The organism is Streptomyces sp. NPDC001373, from assembly GCF_042895815.1.
Lineage (GTDB): Bacteria > Actinomycetota > Actinomycetes > Streptomycetales > Streptomycetaceae > Streptomyces.
In genome coordinates this window covers 118,585-135,957 of the sequence record NZ_JBIAWQ010000008.1, presented here as the reverse complement: position 1 = coordinate 135,957, position 17,373 = coordinate 118,585, and the positions used below count along the sequence as shown (strand labels likewise).

The following is a 17,373-nucleotide window of genomic DNA, read 5'->3' as shown; positions in this document are numbered from 1 at the left end:
CCGCCGGACCGGGACGGTCAGGGGTTGGGGCCGGTGGCCACGGGGCGCTGCGGGTCCGAGGACCAGTGCGACCAGCTGCCCGCGTAGAGGGCGGCCGGGATGCCCGCCACCTCCAGCGCGAGGACCTCGTGCGCCCCGGAGACCCCCGAACCGCAGTACACGCCCACCTCCGTACCCGGCACAGCGCCCAGCTCCGCGAACCGGGCCCTCAGGGTCTCCGCCGGCAGGAACAGCCCGTCGGGGCCCGTGTTCTCGGTGGTCGGGGCCGACACCGCGCCCGGGATGTGGCCGCCGACCGGGTCGATGGGCTCGACCTCACCCCGGTAGCGCTCCCCCGCCCGGGCGTCCAGGAGCAGCCCCGTGCGGGCCAGGGCGGCCGCGTCGTCGGCCTCCAGCAGGCCGAACAGGCCCGGGTTTGGCTTGAAATCACCCTCGGCCGGGGTTGGTGCGTCGGCGGTCACCGGTCCGCCCGCCGCGGTCCACGCGGCCAGACCCCCGTCCAGGACTCGCACGTTCGGGTGACCCGTCCAGCGCAGCAGCCACCAGGCGCGGGCGGCCGCCCAGCCCTGTCCGCCGTCGTACACGACCACCGGTTCGTCCGCGCGCACCCCGGCGCGGCGCATCACGGCGCCGAAGGCTTCGGGGTCGGGCAGCGGATGACGGCCGCCCGACCCGGGCGGACCAGCCAGTTCGCGGTCGAGGTCGACGTACACGGCGCCGGGCAGGTGCCCGGCCTCGTAGGCGGGGCGCTGGTTCGGGCCGCCCAGCTGCCAGCGGACGTCCAGGAGCACCGGAGGACGGGGGGCTGCCAGCTCGTCCATCAGTGCGGAAGCCGAGAGAATCGCAGTCATGGGCCCATCTTCCTCCGCGCCCTCGCACACGTGTGACAAGCCGGACATCGACGGGCCGCAGTGATTCGGTCATCTCCGGCCGGGCCCTCGCCGTCCGGCCCGGTCGGGGCGCGCCGCGCGCCGCGGAGTGGAAGCATCAGCGGCGTCATTCGGGACACGACGGAGGAGACTGCTGACATGACCGAGGCAGCGGGGGCTTCGCGGCGGCCGTCCGGCACACCGTGCTGGGTGAGCCTGATGGTGCACGGCCTCGGGAGGACCGAGGACTTCTACGCCGACCTGTTCGGCTGGGAGTACGAGCCGGGACCCACGCAGCTCGGGCCGTGCGTGCGGGCCATCCTCGACGGGGAGGAGGTGGCCGGCATCGGGGAGATGCCGCCGGACCGGCACCTCCCGGTCGCCTGGACGACCTACTTCGCCACGGACGACGCGGACTGCGCGGCCGAGGCGATCCGCTCCTGCGGCGGCACGGTGGCGGTCGGCCCGATGGACGCCGGGGCCGAGGGACGGGTGGCGATCTGCGCCGACCCGCTGGGGGCGATCTTCGGGATCTGGCAGGACTCGGGACACGGGCGGCCCTACGGCATGCCGGGCACCCCGGTGTGGAACGAGCTGGTCACCCAGGACACGCTGACGGTCGGCAAGTTCTACGAACACGTCTTCGGCCACGAGGCCGAGCGGCACCCGGCCGCCTCGGCCGACTTCGACTACCTGACCCTGCGGCTGGACGGCCGTCCGGTGGCCGCGGTGCACGGGGTGGGCCGGTCGCTGCCGCACGACCGGGGGCCGCACTGGATGACGTACTTCGAGGTCCACGACACCGACGCGGCGACCGCCCGGGTGGCGGACCTGGGCGGCCGGGTGCTCAGCCCGCCCCGGGACCGCATCCGGGGGCGGCTGGCCCTGGTGGCGGACCCGGAGGGGGCGGTGTTCGCCCTGGTGCGCTCCGCCGAAGAGGGCTAGGCCACGGGGAGGGGCAGGGGGCGCTTCGCGGTGCGGCCGTCGCCGGAGGAGGTGCCGCGCAGCCGCCGGCCGAGCCAGGGGCCGAGGAAACCGGCTGCCCAGCCCACCTCAGCCGCCACCGCCCGGGCGACGGTACGGGGCGCCCGGGGCGGCAGGGGGCTGCGCCAGGTGCCGTCGGAGCCGGGCAGGGCGAGGGCCTCGGCCAGCGCGGCGGCGATCCGGGCGTGGCCGAGGGGGCTCGCGTGGAGCCGGTCGGTGCTCCACATCCGCGGGTCGGTCCCCACGGCCGCCCGGGCGGTCTCCGCGACCACGACCCCGTGGCGCGCGGCGGCGGCGCGGACGCGGGCGTTGAGCTCCTCCACGCGCGGGCGCAGCGGCCGGGCCAGCGGCGCGATCCGGGCCACGTCCGGGAAGGTGGCGGTGGCCACCCGGGCCCCGGCGGCGGTCAGCGCGGCGAACATCTCCTCCAGCTCCCCCGCCACCTCGGCGGCGTCGAACCGGGGCCGGAGCAGGTCGTTGACCCCGGCGACGACGGTGGCCACGTCGGGCCTCAGCGCCAGGGCCGGGCCGAGCTGTCCCGCGCGGATCTGGCCGGCGAGCAGGCCGCGGACGGCGAGGTTGGCGTAGAGCAGGCCCGGGTGGGCCGCCGCGAGGTGCTCGGCGAGGCGGTCGGCGAAGCCGCGCAGGCCCGCCGTGTCGTCGCCGTCGCCGACTCCCTCGGTCTGGCTGTCGCCCAGGGCGACGTAGCGCAGGGGTTCACCGTTGCGCATGGGTCTGCTGCCTTTCGCGCAGTACGGCCGCGGTCCGCAGGCACCAGTCCCGGTGCTCCCGCTCGAAGGCCAGGCCGCGCAGGCAGGTCAGGTACCGCCCGACGCGCTCGCCCCGCAGGAGGTACTCCGCCTCGTCCGTGTCGCCTCGCATGTGGTGCAGGAGCTTGCCGAGGAGTTCGAGCTTGGCCCCGGCCGCGGCCGCCCGCTGCTCCAGCTGCTCGATGACGGGGCCGGTGCCGACGCGGTCGGCGGTCTGGACCTTGACGAGGAGGTCGTCGCGGATGAAGGACGGTTTGGACGCGGCCTCGGCGAACCGCTCCAGCTCGGCGCGTCCGGCGTCGGTGACCCGGAAGAGGCGCTTGTTGGGGCGGGTCTCCTGGACCACCTCCCGGCCCGCGACCAGTCCGTCCGCCTCCAGCCGGGCCAGCTCGGCGTACAGCTGCTGGGGCAGGGCGTGCCAGAAGTTGGCGACGCTGATGTCGAAGGCCTTCGCCAGCTGGTAGCCGCTGTACTCGTCGTCGAGCAGCGCCGCCAGGACCGCGTGCCGCAGCGCCATGCCGGACCCCTTCCCTTTCCTCGTACGCCTCGGCATCATACTCAAGAAAGTGACTAGTCAGATTGTTGATTATCCGAGTATCCGACCTAGCCGAGGAATCCCAGGAGGTCCCATGGAGACTGCCGAACGCTTCCGCGCCGCCGTGGAGAAGCGCGATCTCGCCGCGCTGGAAGAGCTGTTCACGGACGACGTCCGCCTCTACAGCCCGGTGAAGTTCGTCCCGTTCGAGGGCCGGACGATGGTCATAGGCCTGTTCGGGGTGCTGCTGCGCACCTTCGAGGACCTGCGCTACCTGGGGCGGCTCGAGGGGGAGGTCGAGACCACCGCGGACGGGGAGGCCGCCCCGACGGTCGTCCTGCCCTTCCGGGCGCTGGTGGCGGGCCGGCAGATCCACGGGATCGACCAGCTGCAGTTCGACGGGGAGGGCCGGATCAAGGAGTTCACCGTGATGGTCCGGCCGCAGTCCGCCGTGCACGCCCTGGGCCGGGCCGTCCTGGCCGGGCTGGTGGAGGACGGCCTCGCCCCCGGGCTCGCCTGAGCGCGTCCTCAGACCGTGGCGGCCGGCGGCGGCGCCAGACCGAGCGTGCCGCCGCCCGGCTCCCGCTCCTGCCCCTCCTCCACGCGGGCCATGGCGGCACGCAGGATGGGCGGGGCCATGAGCGAGGTCACGATCGCGACGAGGACGACGACGGTGTACGCCTCGGGTCCGAGGATGCCCAGCCGCAGGCCCGTCATCGCCACGATCACCTCGATCACGCCGCGGGAGTTCATGCCGGCGCCGAGCGCGAGGGCCTCCCAGCCGGTCAGCCGGCTCAGCTTCGCGCCGGCGTAGGCGCCCGCGAACTTGCCGAGCACGGCCACGGCCAGCACGGCGCACGCCGCGCCCAGGACCTCGGGCCGGGCCAGCGCGGTCAGGTCCATCCGGAGCCCGGCCGTGGCGAAGTAGACCGGTGCGAGGACGGCCAGCACCGTGGTGCGCAGCGGGGCCAGCCGCTCCGGCTCCAGCCGGCCGCTGGTACCGAGCAGGACGCCGCCCACGAAGGCGCCGAAGACGGCCTCCAGGCCCAGCGCGTGCGTGCACGCAGCGCCGAGCAGCACGGTCAGGGCCGCCACAGCGACGGCCGGCCCCGGCTCCGGCGACCGGCCGGCCGCGCGCAGGGCGCGCCGGACGAGGGGCCGGCCCACCAGCAGGGCGAGCAGCACGACGCACGCGGGGTACAGCAGGGAGGCGGCGAGCCTGCCGGCGGTCAGGCCGGCGGTGGCCATCGCCGAGACGACGGAGAGCAGGAACCAGCCGACGACGTCGTCGATCACCCCGGAGGCGAGGGTCAGCTGGCCGACCTCGCGGTGCAGGAGGTCCATGTCCATCAGGGTCTTGGCGATCACGGGGATCGCGCTGACGCACAGGGCCACGCCGAGGAACAGGGCGAACACCGTCGGATCGGAACCGGCGGGCAGCAGCGGACCGGTCAGCAGGCAGCCCGTGGCGGTGCCGAGCCCCAGGGGCAGGACCAGACCGGCGAGGCTCACCCGCAGGGCGGTGGCCCTGCGGCGTCTGACGAGGTCGTACTTCAGCTCCGTTCCGGTGACTCCGACGAGGAGCAGGACGCCCAGCTGGCCGACCGCGTCGAGGAGGTGCATCTGCGCGGGCCGCTCGGGCAGCAGCCGGCCGGCGACGCCGGGCAGCAGGTGGCCGAGGACCGAGGGGCCGACGAGCACGCCCGCGAGGAGCTCGCCGACGATGGCGGGCATCCTGAGGCGCGCGGCCAACTGCCCCAGACAGACGGCGAGGAGCAGGAGAAGCCCCAGCTGGAGCAGGAGCACCAGCAGCGCGTCGTGGGTGAGGACGGGGACGGGCGCGGCGGTCGTCACCCCCGAAGCGTAGGACGGCCGCCTCCCACCGGGCTCCTTCGGCAGGCAGGCCATCGCGAGTTACGGAAGTCCGGTCACCGGGCCGAGAGTTCAGGCGCCTTGCCTCCCGCCGATGGTTCACCTGCCCGGTACGTGCAGCCGACCATGGGGCGGTGGCCTCGGCCCGGTGACCAGGCCCAGGCGACAGGACAGCTGCCCTCGTCGGCCTGGTCGTCCTGCATGAAGATCAGGCTCTGCGGTCCGCGAGCCGACCCGCTGTCGGCGGTCAGGAGAGCGCGAGACTACTCCTTCCTGCCATCCGCCAACTCACGGCAAGGCGACTGCCCCGGTCCCTCACACTCCTATCCGACTTTACGGAGACAGACCTGCCAGGCATCGACCTCGCCCTCCACACGGTCAACCACCCAGAGCTCACCGCAGACCGGAAACGTGTCACCCACCTCAAGGGCATACTGACGCTCCTCGCCATCGTCCACTACAAGCTGGACCGTGAGGGGGCTTCCAGGAAATGACTCCACACGGAGCACGCCGAAGAAGCAGGACGAAGTCTGCCGCGGGACTCCTGGCCTGAGGGAAAACTCATCAATCACGTCGTTACTCCAAGGTGGTGTATCGCGGCCGGACGTACTTCTTGAACTGTTCGAGCGTCATGGACAGGTGTGATTTCTGCCAGGGATTATGCAGGCGGAAACCTCCCTGATCATCCACTCCGGTCACTTCATATGCATGGGCCCATGCTATTCCACCCGGCGGAGAAGGGGCGAGCTGCGTGTAACTCGTCAGCGGACGGCCGGTCCTCTTCTCGAACTCCTCCCTGATCTCCTTCTCGGAAGGCGTACCAACCAGCACTGGTTTTCCTTCGGCGAGTTGCCGGCGGATGTCGCCTATGAGCTGCTTGTCAGGACTGAGGCCATTCGGATCACGATGTTCTGGAAAGTCCCGTACGCTGGCGGGCCTGCCGGTGAGTTGGGTAAGCAGCTCGGCGCGGTCTCTGGGGCTAGTCCCCTGGTCAAGCCGGACGTACTCAGGGATTTCGGGGGCTTTCCGAATCCTCTGGATCTCGGCCCACCAGTCGCGACGCTCTTGGTCCCACATCTGATCGCTTCCTGCGATCGCCTTTTCAAGGATGGGCGCCCACGCTGTTCCCGTGGTCACGGAATCCGCGAAGGCAGGGCTGTCAGGGTCAGTGCCAAAGACCGGTAGATCGGATGTCACGGTCAGATTGATTTCACTGCCTGTGGGCTCGTACCTGTAGCGCGAGTAGTTGTACTTCGCCTCATGCAGCGTGACCTCGTAGTTGCCGTTCCCGGTCTCCCTGACACACTCGCGTATCGCTTCGGGGTGATGGCTGGCCACAGCGCCGAGTGTGGCGACAATGCCACAGTCATTGAGGGCGCCCTGCTTCGCCTGCTCGCGCGAGGGCTCGCCGTCGAAAAGTGGCGTCCGGGTTCCGTCGGCACGGTCGAGAGGGGTCCCGTAACGGTCCGGGGTGTCGGCCGGAGACCGGGCCGGATTCTGGAAGGCCGGGTGATCGACTGTTCCCGTCAGGAGCTCGGACCGCTCTGTCTCCTTTCGGCCCCTTCCCGCCAGCTGTTTCAGCGCGTCCCAGACTCCGCCTTCCACAGCATCATCGCCATCGTCCACACGGTCGTGCCGTCCGGGAGCATCCTCGGTGGCGGGCGCGGCGTCGTTCGGTGGAGGCGCCTCGTCCGGGCCAGAGGCCTCCGAAGCGGCGACAGACTCGGAAGGCACCCCGGGAGTGCCCGAGGAGTCGTGGGGCTGGAACGGGTCGGGCGCCGAGTCGGTGTCGTACGGTGACGTCACTGCGGTGTCACCGGCCGCGCTCGGTGGTTCGACGGCTTCGCCCGACACCGGGACGGGGGCGGGCGCGTCGTCCGCTTCCGGGGAACCGGACCCGGCCGAGTCAACGGCCTCCGCCGGAAACGGGGCTTCATCCGGATCCGGCGCCACGTCCGACGGCGCGGGCTCGGACCTGCCAGAGGCTTCGGCGGACTCAGGAGCCTCGGGCCGTTCCGGCGCGGCCGGGGCCTCCTTGACCGCCTCACCAGGCTGCTCGGCTCTGAGTGATGCGGTGTACGGGGCCGAGTACGGCACGGAGTCGCGGTAGGGCTTGAGTTCCAGCTCCAGTTCGGGAAGCCCGTCGTCCGGCTCCTCTGGATCGCCGGAGCCCTCCGGTCCTTCCGGCTCCTCGCTTTCGGCGGGCGCTTCGGGGTGCTCGGGTTCGGACGGCTCGGATGCGTCGTCCGACGCCTGTAGGGGGGTGGGTGCCTCGTCCGCCTCCGGGGAACCGGATCCGGCCGGGTCAATGGCCTCCGCTGGGAGCGGTGCTTCCGCCGGATCCGGCGCCACGTCCGGGTCCGGGCTCTCGGCCGGACGCACGGGCTTCGCCGTGTCGGCGCGCCGAGTCGGCTCGGCCGGCTCCGGAGCGTCTCCAGGGTCGAAGGTCTCGGCGGGCCCGGGAGCCTCCGCAGTGTCGGAGGACTCCGCGTCGTCCGCGTCGGGAGCCTCGTTCTGGCGTGGGGCGGCATCAGCCGCTGGGCCGGACGGTCCGGACGGCTCGTCCTGGGCTTCCGCAGCGGCGTCGTGCGGTGTAGCCGGTGCGGGGGCTTCGTCCGGTGCCGGGACGGGGGCGGGCGCCTCGTCCGCTTCAGGGGAACCCGATCCGACCGGGTCGACGGCCTCTGCAGGGGCCGGTGCTTCATCCGGATTCGGCGCCACCTCCGATGGCACAGGATCGGACCGGCCAGGGCTCTCGGCAGAGGCCGACGCCCCGGCAGCGTCGGGAGCCCCGGCAGAGTCGGAAGCTTCGTGGGGGACCGGGGCGTCTGCCGGGGTGGAGGCTTCGGCCCGGTCCGTCGGTGGGGACGGGTCGGGGGCGTCCGTGGGTTCCGGCGTGGAGGGTGCTTCCGGACGTGGGGGCTGCTCCGGCGGACGTTCGCTCATCGGGCACCTCCCGGCCGGACGTTCTCGCGGTACAGACGGACCCACGGCAGGGTGTTGCGCTGCCATGCCGCTCGGGCCACGTGGATGAACACGCAGGCCCGGTAGTCGTCCACCGCTGCGTCCCGGTCCCCTTCCGGCCCACGCAGCGGGACGGTGTCGGCGAGGCCGGTCACCCAGTCGGCGGTGTCGCGCCACCAGTCGGCCTGCTCGCGGGACGTCTTCGGGTACGCCGCCATGCGTTCCTTCAGCTTCGTGCCGTGCTCGGGCCACACCGCCGTCGCCGCCCGGGTGCGGAAGATGCAGCGGTGACGGCAGCCTTCACAATCGGGGAAGGGGGCCAGAGCGGCGTCGACCCCCTCGTGGTCGGCAGCCAAGGCGCGGAAACGGGTGCCGAGTTCCGCGTCCGTGGCCAGGGGTGCCCGGCTGACGCCCGCCTCCCTCGCCGCCTGCGCGCGTACGTCGGGGATGCGGAGCAGTCCCGGACGGTCGATGCGGTCGTGGTGGGCGAAGGCCTGGAAGGGCTCCAGGGAGGCGGCGTACCGCTCCAGGTCGGGGGAGAACCGCATGGTTCCGCCGATGAGGTTGCGGTCCTCGGCGGACGGCAGCCGGTGCATGACCTTGAGGTTGGTGTTCTTGTAGGCGTCCTCGACGAGCTTGCCGGGAACCTGCTCGACGATGACGATGCCCTCGCCGTATTTGCGGTTCTCCGCGAGGGTGTTGGCGAAGGCCTGGGCCGCTCGGGCCTGGGCATTGCCCTCCTTCGCGTCGCCACCACGGGCTATCGGCCGCCCGAGCAGGCGGTGGGCCTCCTCGATTACGGTGACGTGTGCGAGGGACCCGCCCTGGCGGTTCGCCTTGTAGTACTCGGTCATGGTCTGCAGGAGCAGCGCCGTGATCAGCGACTGCTCCTTCTCGTTGTCCCCGACTCCGGCGAGTTCGACGATCACCGGCCGCCGCAGCAGCTCCTCCACCGGATAGGAGCGAGCCGTGTCCAGGGTGGTGCCGCACGCCCCCTCCGCGAGGGACTCCGCACGCAGGCGGGACGCGGCGACGATGTTGTCGCGTACCTCGCCCGAGTAGTCCAGCTGCTCGCACTGCTTGCGCATCTCCGTGATGAAGTCACGCAGCGTCGGCCAGGTTCCGGCGTGGTTCGGCTCGGCGATGTCGGTGGGGACGATGCCCTTGCGGGCGTACGTCGCCCGCAGCGCCCGGTTGTAGATGCTGGGCAGCGGGTCCCAGAGGCCGAAGGCCGCGTCGAAGCAGGCCATGAGTCCGGCGATGTGGGTGCTGACGCGAACCCCGGCCGGCACCTCGAAGGGGTTGAGGCGCAGGGGGGCGACGGATTCGTCACCGACCGTGAGGACCACCAGGTCCTCGAACCCGGGGCGGGTGGCCAGCCAACGGTAGTCGTCGAGGACGGAGTTGACGGGCTCGATAACGAGGAAGGGCACGCTGTGGTCCCGCCACAGCTGCTCGCAGAACGCCAGGGTGGTGTTGGTCTTGCCGGAGCCGGTCGTACCCACGATCAGGGCATGCCGGGTGAGGTCGCCGAGGCCGATGCCCAGGGGGCCTGCGGGCCGGTCGTTGACGAGCTGCTGCCCGAGCGTGATGGCGGGGCCGTCCATGCGGTACGCGGTCTCACCGGCGATGCCGGGGCGCCGTACGGGAAAGCCCGTCATGTGGCCGCTGATGGCCAGAGGCAGGCGGAAGGCCGCGGCGGCCTCACGGGCATCGACGAGTTCCGGAAGCAGTCGCAGGGGCGCGGAGAGCTGTTCGGGCAGCCGCCAGCAATGGTCGCCGCCCCAACGCGACTGGTCCAGGGTGGTCAGCTGCCGCCAGGCGGCCGGCAGTTCGCCGGGGGCCGGCCAGGCCACGGTGTGGGCCGCCCCGTTGATCGTCTCGGTGAGAACGCCGCCCTCACGAGCCTGCACCGGCGGGGACACCGTGGCACCGACGAGCTCGGCGAGGGATTCCGGCAGGGGCGCCGGCGAGGCGAGCGCGATCCGGATGCGGAACACCCGGTCGGTGTAGCGGCGGGCGGCATCGGCATAGATCCGGGAGGCGTCCACGGCGAAGGCGTCGGCGGCGAGTTGGGCACCCGGCGACCACAGCCCGTCGGGGAGCTGCCCAGGGGTGCCCAGGCGTCCGTACTGTGTGGCGATGCGGTGCAGGAGCGGCCCGAAGTCGGGCGGTACGACGTACGGCTCCAGGCCGATGCTGAGCATCACTGGATGCGGGTGCGCGGCCAGTGCCTGCCACAGCATGTCCCACGGCGGGGCCGCCGCCGTGAACGGCTGCGGCGCGAGGTAGTAGTGCACCCCGGCGTCGGGACGGTTGGGGAGCCCGCTGTGGTAGCGCTTGCGGATCTCCGCCACCCCCGCCGCCCCATCGGGCGAGAAGGGGGTCAGCAGCCGTGCCGTCTCGCCACCGTCCTCGACGGGCGTGGCGTGCACATGCCGGGGCAGCGCCGCCATGCGGTCACGGAGCGCGCGTGCGGCTGCCTCGGCGCGCTCCGCGGTGGGAGCCGCCACCCGACCGAGCAGGGCACAGGAGATCCTGCGTTCGACCGGGTCGCTGAGGTATCGCAGTTCGATCCGTTCACCGTGGCCGATGTTCCACTGCCCGGTCAGCCAGGCGGTCTCGGCGGCCACCGCCTTGGTCCTGCGCTCCGATTCCGGCAGGTCCGCGTACTCCTGGGTCTCGGTGAGGTCGGCGGCGGCGTCGATGCGAACGGCCGTCCAGGCCCAGACGTTCGTGCCGTCGGTGACGGTGAGCACGCCATCCGGCCCGGCAGCGCTCAGCTTCCGCTCCTGGGAGTGCCGTACGGGGGTGTGGGCGGGGAGGGAGGCGGGGTCGACGGGGCATAGGGGGGCGGCGGGATTCCCGGGACCGACGGAGCCGGGTAGGCCTGGTGCACACGCGGCGCCATGGCCGGAGCCTCCGTCCCGGAGACGGGACCGGCGCCCTGGACCGGACCATTTCCGTTCGTGGTCACCGGCTCGGTCGCCGTGGCACCGGACTGGATGGGCGGCTCCTGGCCGAAGGTCGACACGAGCGGAACCTCGATCCCCTGGACAGCCGTCTCCACCCCCTCACGGGCCGCGGAGTGCACGGCCTCCCGCATGGCACGCGGCGTCTCGGTGCGGAGCATCTGGTTGATCGCACCTGTGCGGTTGAACATCCCGCCTACGAGATCCTTCAGGAAATGACCGATGATCACCACTCCGGAGCGGCTGCGCCACATCGTCCATCCGACGTACAGGCTGGTCCCGTAGCCGAAGACCGTGACGTAGGCGACGTACCGGCCGCTCCTGATGACCAGCCGGTTGTTCACGACCTCCGGCATGATGTCGCTGCGGATCCGGACCGGCACCGCGGACACGGGAATCTTCCGCCGTGCGAGGGCGCCGTAGACGGCCGCATAGGCGGAGGACGACGCCGCGTGCTTGTCCTCCAGCAGGGTCTTCCACTCCGAGACCGGTTCGTTGATGCGCGCGGCAAGAAGGACGACCCAGAAGGCGATGAAACCGAGGATCTGTCCGACGCTCAGCTCACCACCCGCGTCGAAGGGGCCGGAATCCGACAGCAGGGCCGGCAGCAGACCGAAGATCATGAAGACGAGGACGGAGACCACAAAGGCCTGGAACCAGAGCTGGAATACCGTCCGGAACGCCACCGATTCGTCGAAACCCAGCTCGACGTTCTCATACCGCATCGTCTGGTTGCGGTACGCGGCATTCGGCCCCACCGCCCCCGTGGCCGCCCAACCCGCCGCGCCTCCGGCTTGCATACCGTCCATGGCTCCCGTTCCCCCGCCCCAGCAGTCCAGATGATCACAGTAGTGCAGGCATCCGACTCCGGCCAAAGCCCCACGACTATCGTGGAGCGGCTGCCGAGAACGGGGTCCGCGGCCCTGCCGTCAGGCGGAGTTGACGGGGAGGACGTCCGGGGAGAGGGTGCCCGCGTGCGCCGAGGCGGAGGTGGCGCGGCGGCGGTGGTGGCGGCGGCACAGGACCTCGTAGCCGATCTCCTCCGCCGGGCGGTTGACGTCGCCCACCACGACCTGGGCGCCCTCGACGACCATCTCCCCGCCCACCGTGCGGGCGTTGTGGGTGGCGCGGGCGCCGCACCAGCACAGGGCCTCGACCTGGAGCTGCTCGATCCGGTCGGCCAGCTCGATCAGGCGCTGGGAGCCGGGGAAGAGCTTGGTGCGGAAGTCGGTGGTGATGCCGAAGGCGAAGACGTCCATGTCGAGGTCGTCGACGATGCGGGCGAGCTGGTCGATCTGCTCCGGGGCGAGGAACTGGGCCTCGTCCACGATCACGTAGTCGGCCTTGCCGCCCCTGGACAGCAGCTCCACCAGGTAGGCGTACAGGTCCATGCCCTCGGCGGCCTCGACCGCCTCGGTCACCAGGCCCAGGCGGGAGGAGATCTTGCCCTCGCCCGCCCGGTCGTCGCGCGTGAAGATCACGCCCTGGAGGCCCCGCGCGGAGCGGTTGTGGCCGATCTGGAGAGCCAGTGTGCTCTTTCCGCAGTCCATCGTTCCGGAGAAGAACACCAGCTCGGGCATGGGAGGTACGGGACCTTTCGGGTCGTGGGCGGGTGAGGAGGGGTGGAGCAGGGGAGCGCGCGGGCTCAGGTGCGGACTTCGAGCAGCGGGACCAGCTGTTCGGCGGCCGTCATGGAGCCGTGCATGCCGGTGAGGGCCGATTCGTTGGGCTCGTTGCGGGAGGCGGTGATCGCGACGTCGGCCTGGGCCGCGGCGATCACATCGCCGATCCGGCCGAGCACGCGCTCGTCGCACTCCCCCGGCGCCCCGAACCAGCCCAGTTCCAGGGCCTCTTCGCGGCTCGCGACCCAGAAGCGGTCGCCGAGCACCTCGCGCCAGACGGTCAGCACGTCGGCTTCGGCGCCGGGCACCGCGTAGACGTGCCGGGCGCGGCCCTCGCCGCCGAGCAGGGCGACTCCGGCGCCGAGCTCCCAGTCCTCGTCGAAGTCGATGCGGGAGTCCTCGTCGAAGGGGACGTCCACCATGCCGTGGTCGGCGGTGACGTAGAGCGCGGTGCGCGGCGGCAGCTGCTCGGCGAGCCGCTGCACGAGCCGGTCGACGTACATCAGCTGGCCGCGCCAGGCGTCGGAGTCCACGCCGTGGCGGTGTCCGGCCCCGTCGAGCTCGCTGTAGTACGTGTAGACGAGGGAGCGCTCTCCGGCCGCGAGCTGGATCGCGGCGAGGTCCATCCGCTCCTCGCCGGTCATCCGGCCGTGGAAGGTGCCGCCGCTGAGGGCGATCTGGGTGAGCGGGGTGCTCTGGAAGTTCGGGGCGGACACCTGGGCCGTGTGCACGCCGGCCGCGTCCGCGAGCTGGAAGACCGTGGGGTACGGCTGCCAGGGCTTGGGCGGGGTCCACGGGTGCCAGCGGAGCTGGTTCATCAGCTCGCCGGAGGCCGGGTTGCGCACGGCGTAGCCGGGCAGGCCGTGCCGGGCGGGCGGCAGGCCGGTGCCGACGGAGGCGAGGGAGGTGGCGGTGGTCGCCGGGAACCCCGCGGTGATCGGCCGGCCGGTGCCGCCGCGCGAGCTCGCGAGGAGGGAGGCCAGGAAGGGGACGTACTCCGGGTGGGCCTTGATCTGCTCCCAGCCCATGCCGTCGACCAGGAAGACGCAGTTGCGGTCGGCCGGGGTCAGCTCGGCGATCCCGGCGGCGAGGCCGGGCACGCCCTGGCCGGCCGCCAGGGTCGGCAGCAGGTCCGCGAGCGAGCCGGTGCCGTACTGCGGGACCGGGGCGCCGGCGAGATCGAGGAGTTCCGGTTCGTCCTGCCAGTTCGGCGGCGCGGAGTACGACATCAGCGGGTGGCCGCGGTGGCCTCGGAGAGCGCCTGGGCGAAGAGCAGCGTCTGGCGGACCGTCTCGGGGCCGTCGCCGGCTTCGCTGACACGGAGGCTGAGGTCGTCGGCGGTGGAGTTGCCGGTGTAGCCGTGGTCGGAGTCACAGTTGGGGTCGCCGCAGGCGGCGGGCTCCAGGTCGATGCGCGAGACCGCGCCCCAGCCGATGGTCAGGACGACCTCGCGGGGCAGCTGGCCGGGCGTGTAGGACTCCGGGTTGGCGACGACGCGGCTGAGCACCACGGAGGAGATCGTGCCGAGCTTGACCGACTCGGTCGAGGTGGTCGCGTACGGGGACGGGGACCCGGCGTCGGCGGCCTGCTCGTCGGTGTGGCTGACGATGAACCGCGTGTCGGTGAGGACCAGCACGGTCACGTGCCGGCGGACCTCGTTGGAGTCGAAGGTGGTCTCCTGGTGGACCACGTACGACGAGACCGGCTCGCCGCCCACCGCGGCCTCCACGGCCTCGGCCACGAGGGCCGGGTAGTAGCCGCTGCGCTCGATCGCCGCGCGCAGCCCCTGGGTCGTCGTACCGGATTTCGCCATGAGGTCCATCCTAAGGCCCGTACGGGGTCCCCCTACCTGCCCGTGGCTCAGTAGCTGGGCAGGGTCCGCGGGCCGAGGTCGGTCCGCGCGGGCGGGTGGGCGACACGCACGGTGGCGCTGAGCACGGAGAGGCCTTCCGTGGCGACGACGACCGGCTCCAGGGAGATCGCGGTCACCTCCGGATGGTCGTCCACCAGCCGGGACAGCCGCAGCAGCAGCTCCTCCAGGGCGGGGGTGTCGACGGGGTCGCTGCCGCGCCAGCCGAAGAGGAGGGGCGCGGCGCGCAGGGAGCGGACGAGTCCGGCGGCGTCGCGGTCGGTGGCGGGGACCAGACGGTGCGCGGTGTCGCCGAGCAGCTCGGAGGGGACTCCGGCGAGCCCGAAGGAGAGGACCGCTCCGGCGGCGGGGTCGACGACGGAGCGGACGACGGTGTCCACCCCGCGCGGGGCCATCGTCTGGACGACGGGCAGGAGCTCGGCGGGCTTGCCGAGGGTCTCGGTGAGCTCCTCGTACGAGCGGCGCAGCTCGGCCTCGGTGGTGAGGTCGAGGCGTACGCCGCCCAGGTCGGCGCGGTGGCGCAGGTGCGGGGCGGTGGTCTTGAGGGCGACGGGGTAGCCGAGGGCCCGGGCCGCGCGGACGGCGGCGTCGGCGCTGGGGGCGGGCAGGGTGGGCAGGACCGTGATGCCGTAGCGGGCGAGGAGCTCGCGGGCGGCGTTCTCGTCCAGGGTCAGCGCGGCCCCCTCGCCGATTCCGGCGACGAGGGCGGAGAGCTGGGCGGCGGCGCCGCTCTCGTCGATGTCCTCGTACTCGGGGACGTGCCGGACGTCGGCGTTGGCCCGGCGCCACTCGGCGTGGCGGACGGCTTCGGCGAGGGCCTTCACGGCCCGCTCGGCGGCGGGGTAGGCGGGGATCCGGCCGTGGGGGGCGGGGGTACGGGAGGGCGCGCCGGCGGGGGCCGGATCGCGGGGTGCGGCGGGGCCGACGGGCGGCGGGGCGGCCGCGGGGGCGGTGGCCCGGGCGGCGGAGAGGGCCTCGACCAGTTCGCCGAGCTCGACGTGGACGACGGCGACGGGCTTGCCGGGGACCTGGGCGACGGCTTCGCGCAGGGCCTCCGCGAGGTCGTCGGCCAGGGCCCGCTCGCCGACCCAGGGGATGGCGGTGACGACGACGGCGTCGCAGTCCTCGGAGGCCAGGGCGGCGGTGAGGGCCGTGCGGAAGTCGTCCGGGGTGGCCGCGGTGGTGAGGTCCAGCGGGGGTGACGGCCGCAGCCCCTCGGTCAGGCAGGCGTCGTACGTGAGCACGCCGAGGGACTCGGAGTTTCCGAGGATGGCCACCCGGGGGCCGGCCGGCAGCGGCTGCCCGGCCAGCAGGAGCCCGGCGTCGACGAGCTCGGTGACGGTGTCGACCCGGATGACGCCGGCCTGCCGCATCAGCTCGGAGACGGTGGCCTCGGGGAGCCGGGTCCCGGGGACGACGTGCCCGGCGGGGGTGTGGCGGCCGCCGAGGGCGACGACGAGGGGCTTGACGGCGGCGGTGCGGCGGGCGAGGCGGGTGAACTTGCGGGGGTTGCCGAGCGTTTCCAGGTACATCAGGGCCACGTCGGTGGCCTCGTCCTCGTACCAGTACTGGAGGATGTCGTTGCCGGAGACGTCCGCCCGGTTGCCGGCGGACACGAAGGAGGACAGCCCTCCGCCGCGCCGCAGCAGCCCGGACAGCAGGGCGATGCCGATGGCCCCGGACTGCGTGAACAGGCCGATCCGCCCGCGGGCGGTGGCCGGGGCGGGCGCGAGGGAGGCGTTCAGCTCCACCTCCGGTGCGGTGTTGATCACCCCGAAGGCGTTGGGCCCGATGAGCCGCATGCCGTACGAACGCACCTGCCGGACCAGTTCGCGCTGCCGGGCCAGCCCGGCCGGACCGCTCTCCCCGTACCCGGCGGACAGCACCACCAGCCCCTGCACTCCGTGCTCTCCGCAGGCGGCGACAGCGTCCGGCACCCGCTCCGCCGGCACGGCGATCACGGCGAGGTCCACGGGGGCGCCGATGTCCGCGACGGTGCGGTAGGCCCGCACCCCGTCCAGCAGGTCCCCCTCCATCCCCGCCACCCGGGCCTCGTTCACGGCGTAGAGGTGTCCGCGGAAGCCCCCGTCGCGCAGGTTGCGCAGCGCGGCGGCGCCGACGCCGGATCCGGAGCGGCTGACCCCGATCACCGCGACCGAGCCGGGGGCCAGCAGCCGCTGGACGGAGCGGGCCTCGGCGCGCTGCTCGCGGGCGCGCTGGACGGCGAGGGACTCGGCGGTGGGTTCGAGGTCGAGGGTGAGGTGGACGGAGCCGTCCTCGAAGCTGCGCTTCTGCTGGTAGCCGACGTCCGTGAACACCTTGATCATCTTGGTGTTGGCGGGCAGCACCTCGGCGGCGAAGCGCCGGATGCCGCGCTCCCGCGCCACGGCTCCGATGTGTTCGAGCAGCGCGGACGCGACCCCGCGGCCCTGGTGGGCGTCCTGGACCAGGAAGGCCACCTCGGCCTCGTCTGCTGGGGCGGAGGCGGGCCGGCCGTCGGGCCCGATGCGGTCGAAGCGGACGGTGCCGATGAACTCCCCGCCGATGGTGGCGGCGAGGCCGACGCGGTCGACGTAGTCGTGGTGCGTGAAGCGGTGCACGTCGCGGTCGGAGAGGCGGGGGTAGGGGGCGAAGAAACGGTAGTACTTCGACTCGTCCGAGACCTGCTCGTAGAAGCTGACCAGCCGCCCGGCGTCCTCGGTGGTGATGGGGCGGATCCGGGCGGTGCCGCCGTCGCGCAGCACGACGTCCGCTTCCCAGTGGGCCGGGTACGAGGGGTCCGACGCGGTGGTCATGGGGCCAGCCTAAGGGCAGGATCCGGCCGGGCGGCCGGGCGGCTCCGACAGGCCGGGCGGCGCATACGCCGGGAATGAGGCGTACCGGGACGGATCAGTGCAAAGCTGAGCAGGCCCGAA

General features: G+C 72.7%; 14 protein-coding genes. 2 read left to right on the top strand and 12 right to left on the bottom strand.

What is annotated here, in order from left to right; all coding sequences use genetic code 11:
- Positions 1-17: 17 nt before the first annotated feature.
- Complete coding sequence (locus tag ACFY15_RS19905) at positions 18-851, bottom strand: sulfurtransferase (RefSeq protein WP_390688897.1); 834 nt, start codon at positions 849-851, stop codon at positions 18-20.
- 177 nt (positions 852-1,028) lie between these two features.
- On the opposite strand from ACFY15_RS19905, the gene ACFY15_RS19900 reads away from it, so the two are divergent.
- On the top strand, positions 1,029-1,814 hold the full coding sequence (locus ACFY15_RS19900; RefSeq protein WP_390688898.1) for a VOC family protein: 786 nt from the start codon (positions 1,029-1,031) through the stop codon (positions 1,812-1,814).
- Here ACFY15_RS19900 and ACFY15_RS19895 read toward each other — a convergent pair.
- Positions 1,811-2,584: an SGNH/GDSL hydrolase family protein gene (locus tag ACFY15_RS19895; RefSeq protein WP_390825844.1), complete on the bottom strand. Its 774-nt coding sequence runs from the start codon at positions 2,582-2,584 to the stop codon at positions 1,811-1,813. The two genes, ACFY15_RS19900 and ACFY15_RS19895, sit on opposite strands and share 4 nt — an antisense overlap.
- Complete coding sequence (locus ACFY15_RS19890) at positions 2,571-3,140, bottom strand: PadR family transcriptional regulator (RefSeq protein WP_390825843.1); 570 nt, start codon at positions 3,138-3,140, stop codon at positions 2,571-2,573. The genes ACFY15_RS19895 and ACFY15_RS19890 overlap by 14 nt, the downstream gene beginning before the upstream one ends.
- Positions 3,141-3,252: 112 nt before the next feature.
- Here ACFY15_RS19890 and ACFY15_RS19885 point away from each other — a divergent pair, with 112 nt between their 5' ends.
- Positions 3,253-3,678 carry a nuclear transport factor 2 family protein gene (locus ACFY15_RS19885; RefSeq protein WP_390690216.1) on the top strand — a complete coding sequence of 142 codons (426 nt, stop codon included), beginning with the start codon at positions 3,253-3,255 and terminating at the stop codon, positions 3,676-3,678.
- 8 nt (positions 3,679-3,686) lie between these two features.
- On the opposite strand, the gene ACFY15_RS19880 is transcribed toward ACFY15_RS19885, so the two are convergent.
- From ACFY15_RS19880 to ACFY15_RS19840, 9 genes are all read right to left on the bottom strand, one after another.
- The gene (locus ACFY15_RS19880; protein WP_390825842.1) at positions 3,687-5,012 is read right to left on the bottom strand and encodes a cation:proton antiporter; all 1,326 of its coding nucleotides are present in this window, start codon (positions 5,010-5,012) and stop codon (positions 3,687-3,689) included.
- Positions 5,013-5,353: 341 nt separating this feature from the next.
- A complete protein-coding gene (locus ACFY15_RS19875; RefSeq protein WP_390825841.1) occupies positions 5,354-5,602 on the bottom strand; it encodes a DUF6406 domain-containing protein in 249 nt (82 codons plus the stop codon).
- Between the two features lie 4 nt (positions 5,603-5,606).
- Positions 5,607-7,412 (bottom strand): hypothetical protein, encoded by a 1,806-nt coding sequence (locus ACFY15_RS19870; RefSeq protein WP_390825840.1) that lies wholly within the window; start codon positions 7,410-7,412, stop codon positions 5,607-5,609.
- A gap of 560 nt (positions 7,413-7,972) precedes the next feature.
- Entirely contained in the window at positions 7,973-10,753 is a 2,781-nt protein-coding gene (locus tag ACFY15_RS19865; protein WP_390825839.1) for an ATP-binding protein, read from the bottom strand.
- 20 nt (positions 10,754-10,773) lie between these two features.
- Positions 10,774-11,775 (bottom strand): hypothetical protein, encoded by a 1,002-nt coding sequence (locus ACFY15_RS19860; protein WP_390825838.1) that lies wholly within the window; start codon positions 11,773-11,775, stop codon positions 10,774-10,776.
- 120 nt (positions 11,776-11,895) lie between these two features.
- Positions 11,896-12,546 (bottom strand): thymidine kinase, encoded by a 651-nt coding sequence (locus ACFY15_RS19855; RefSeq protein ID WP_390690210.1) that lies wholly within the window; start codon positions 12,544-12,546, stop codon positions 11,896-11,898.
- A gap of 65 nt (positions 12,547-12,611) precedes the next feature.
- The gene (locus ACFY15_RS19850) at positions 12,612-13,817 is read right to left on the bottom strand and encodes an alkaline phosphatase family protein (RefSeq protein ID WP_390825837.1); all 1,206 of its coding nucleotides are present in this window, start codon (positions 13,815-13,817) and stop codon (positions 12,612-12,614) included.
- Positions 13,817-14,401, bottom strand: coding sequence for a DUF5998 family protein (locus tag ACFY15_RS19845; protein WP_390690208.1), 585 nt, complete (start codon positions 14,399-14,401; stop codon positions 13,817-13,819). The genes ACFY15_RS19850 and ACFY15_RS19845 overlap by 1 nt, the downstream gene beginning before the upstream one ends.
- A gap of 47 nt (positions 14,402-14,448) precedes the next feature.
- Positions 14,449-17,253, bottom strand: a complete 2,805-nt coding sequence (locus ACFY15_RS19840; protein WP_390825836.1) for a GNAT family N-acetyltransferase — start codon at positions 17,251-17,253, stop codon at positions 14,449-14,451.
- Positions 17,254-17,373: the final 120 nt, after the last annotated feature.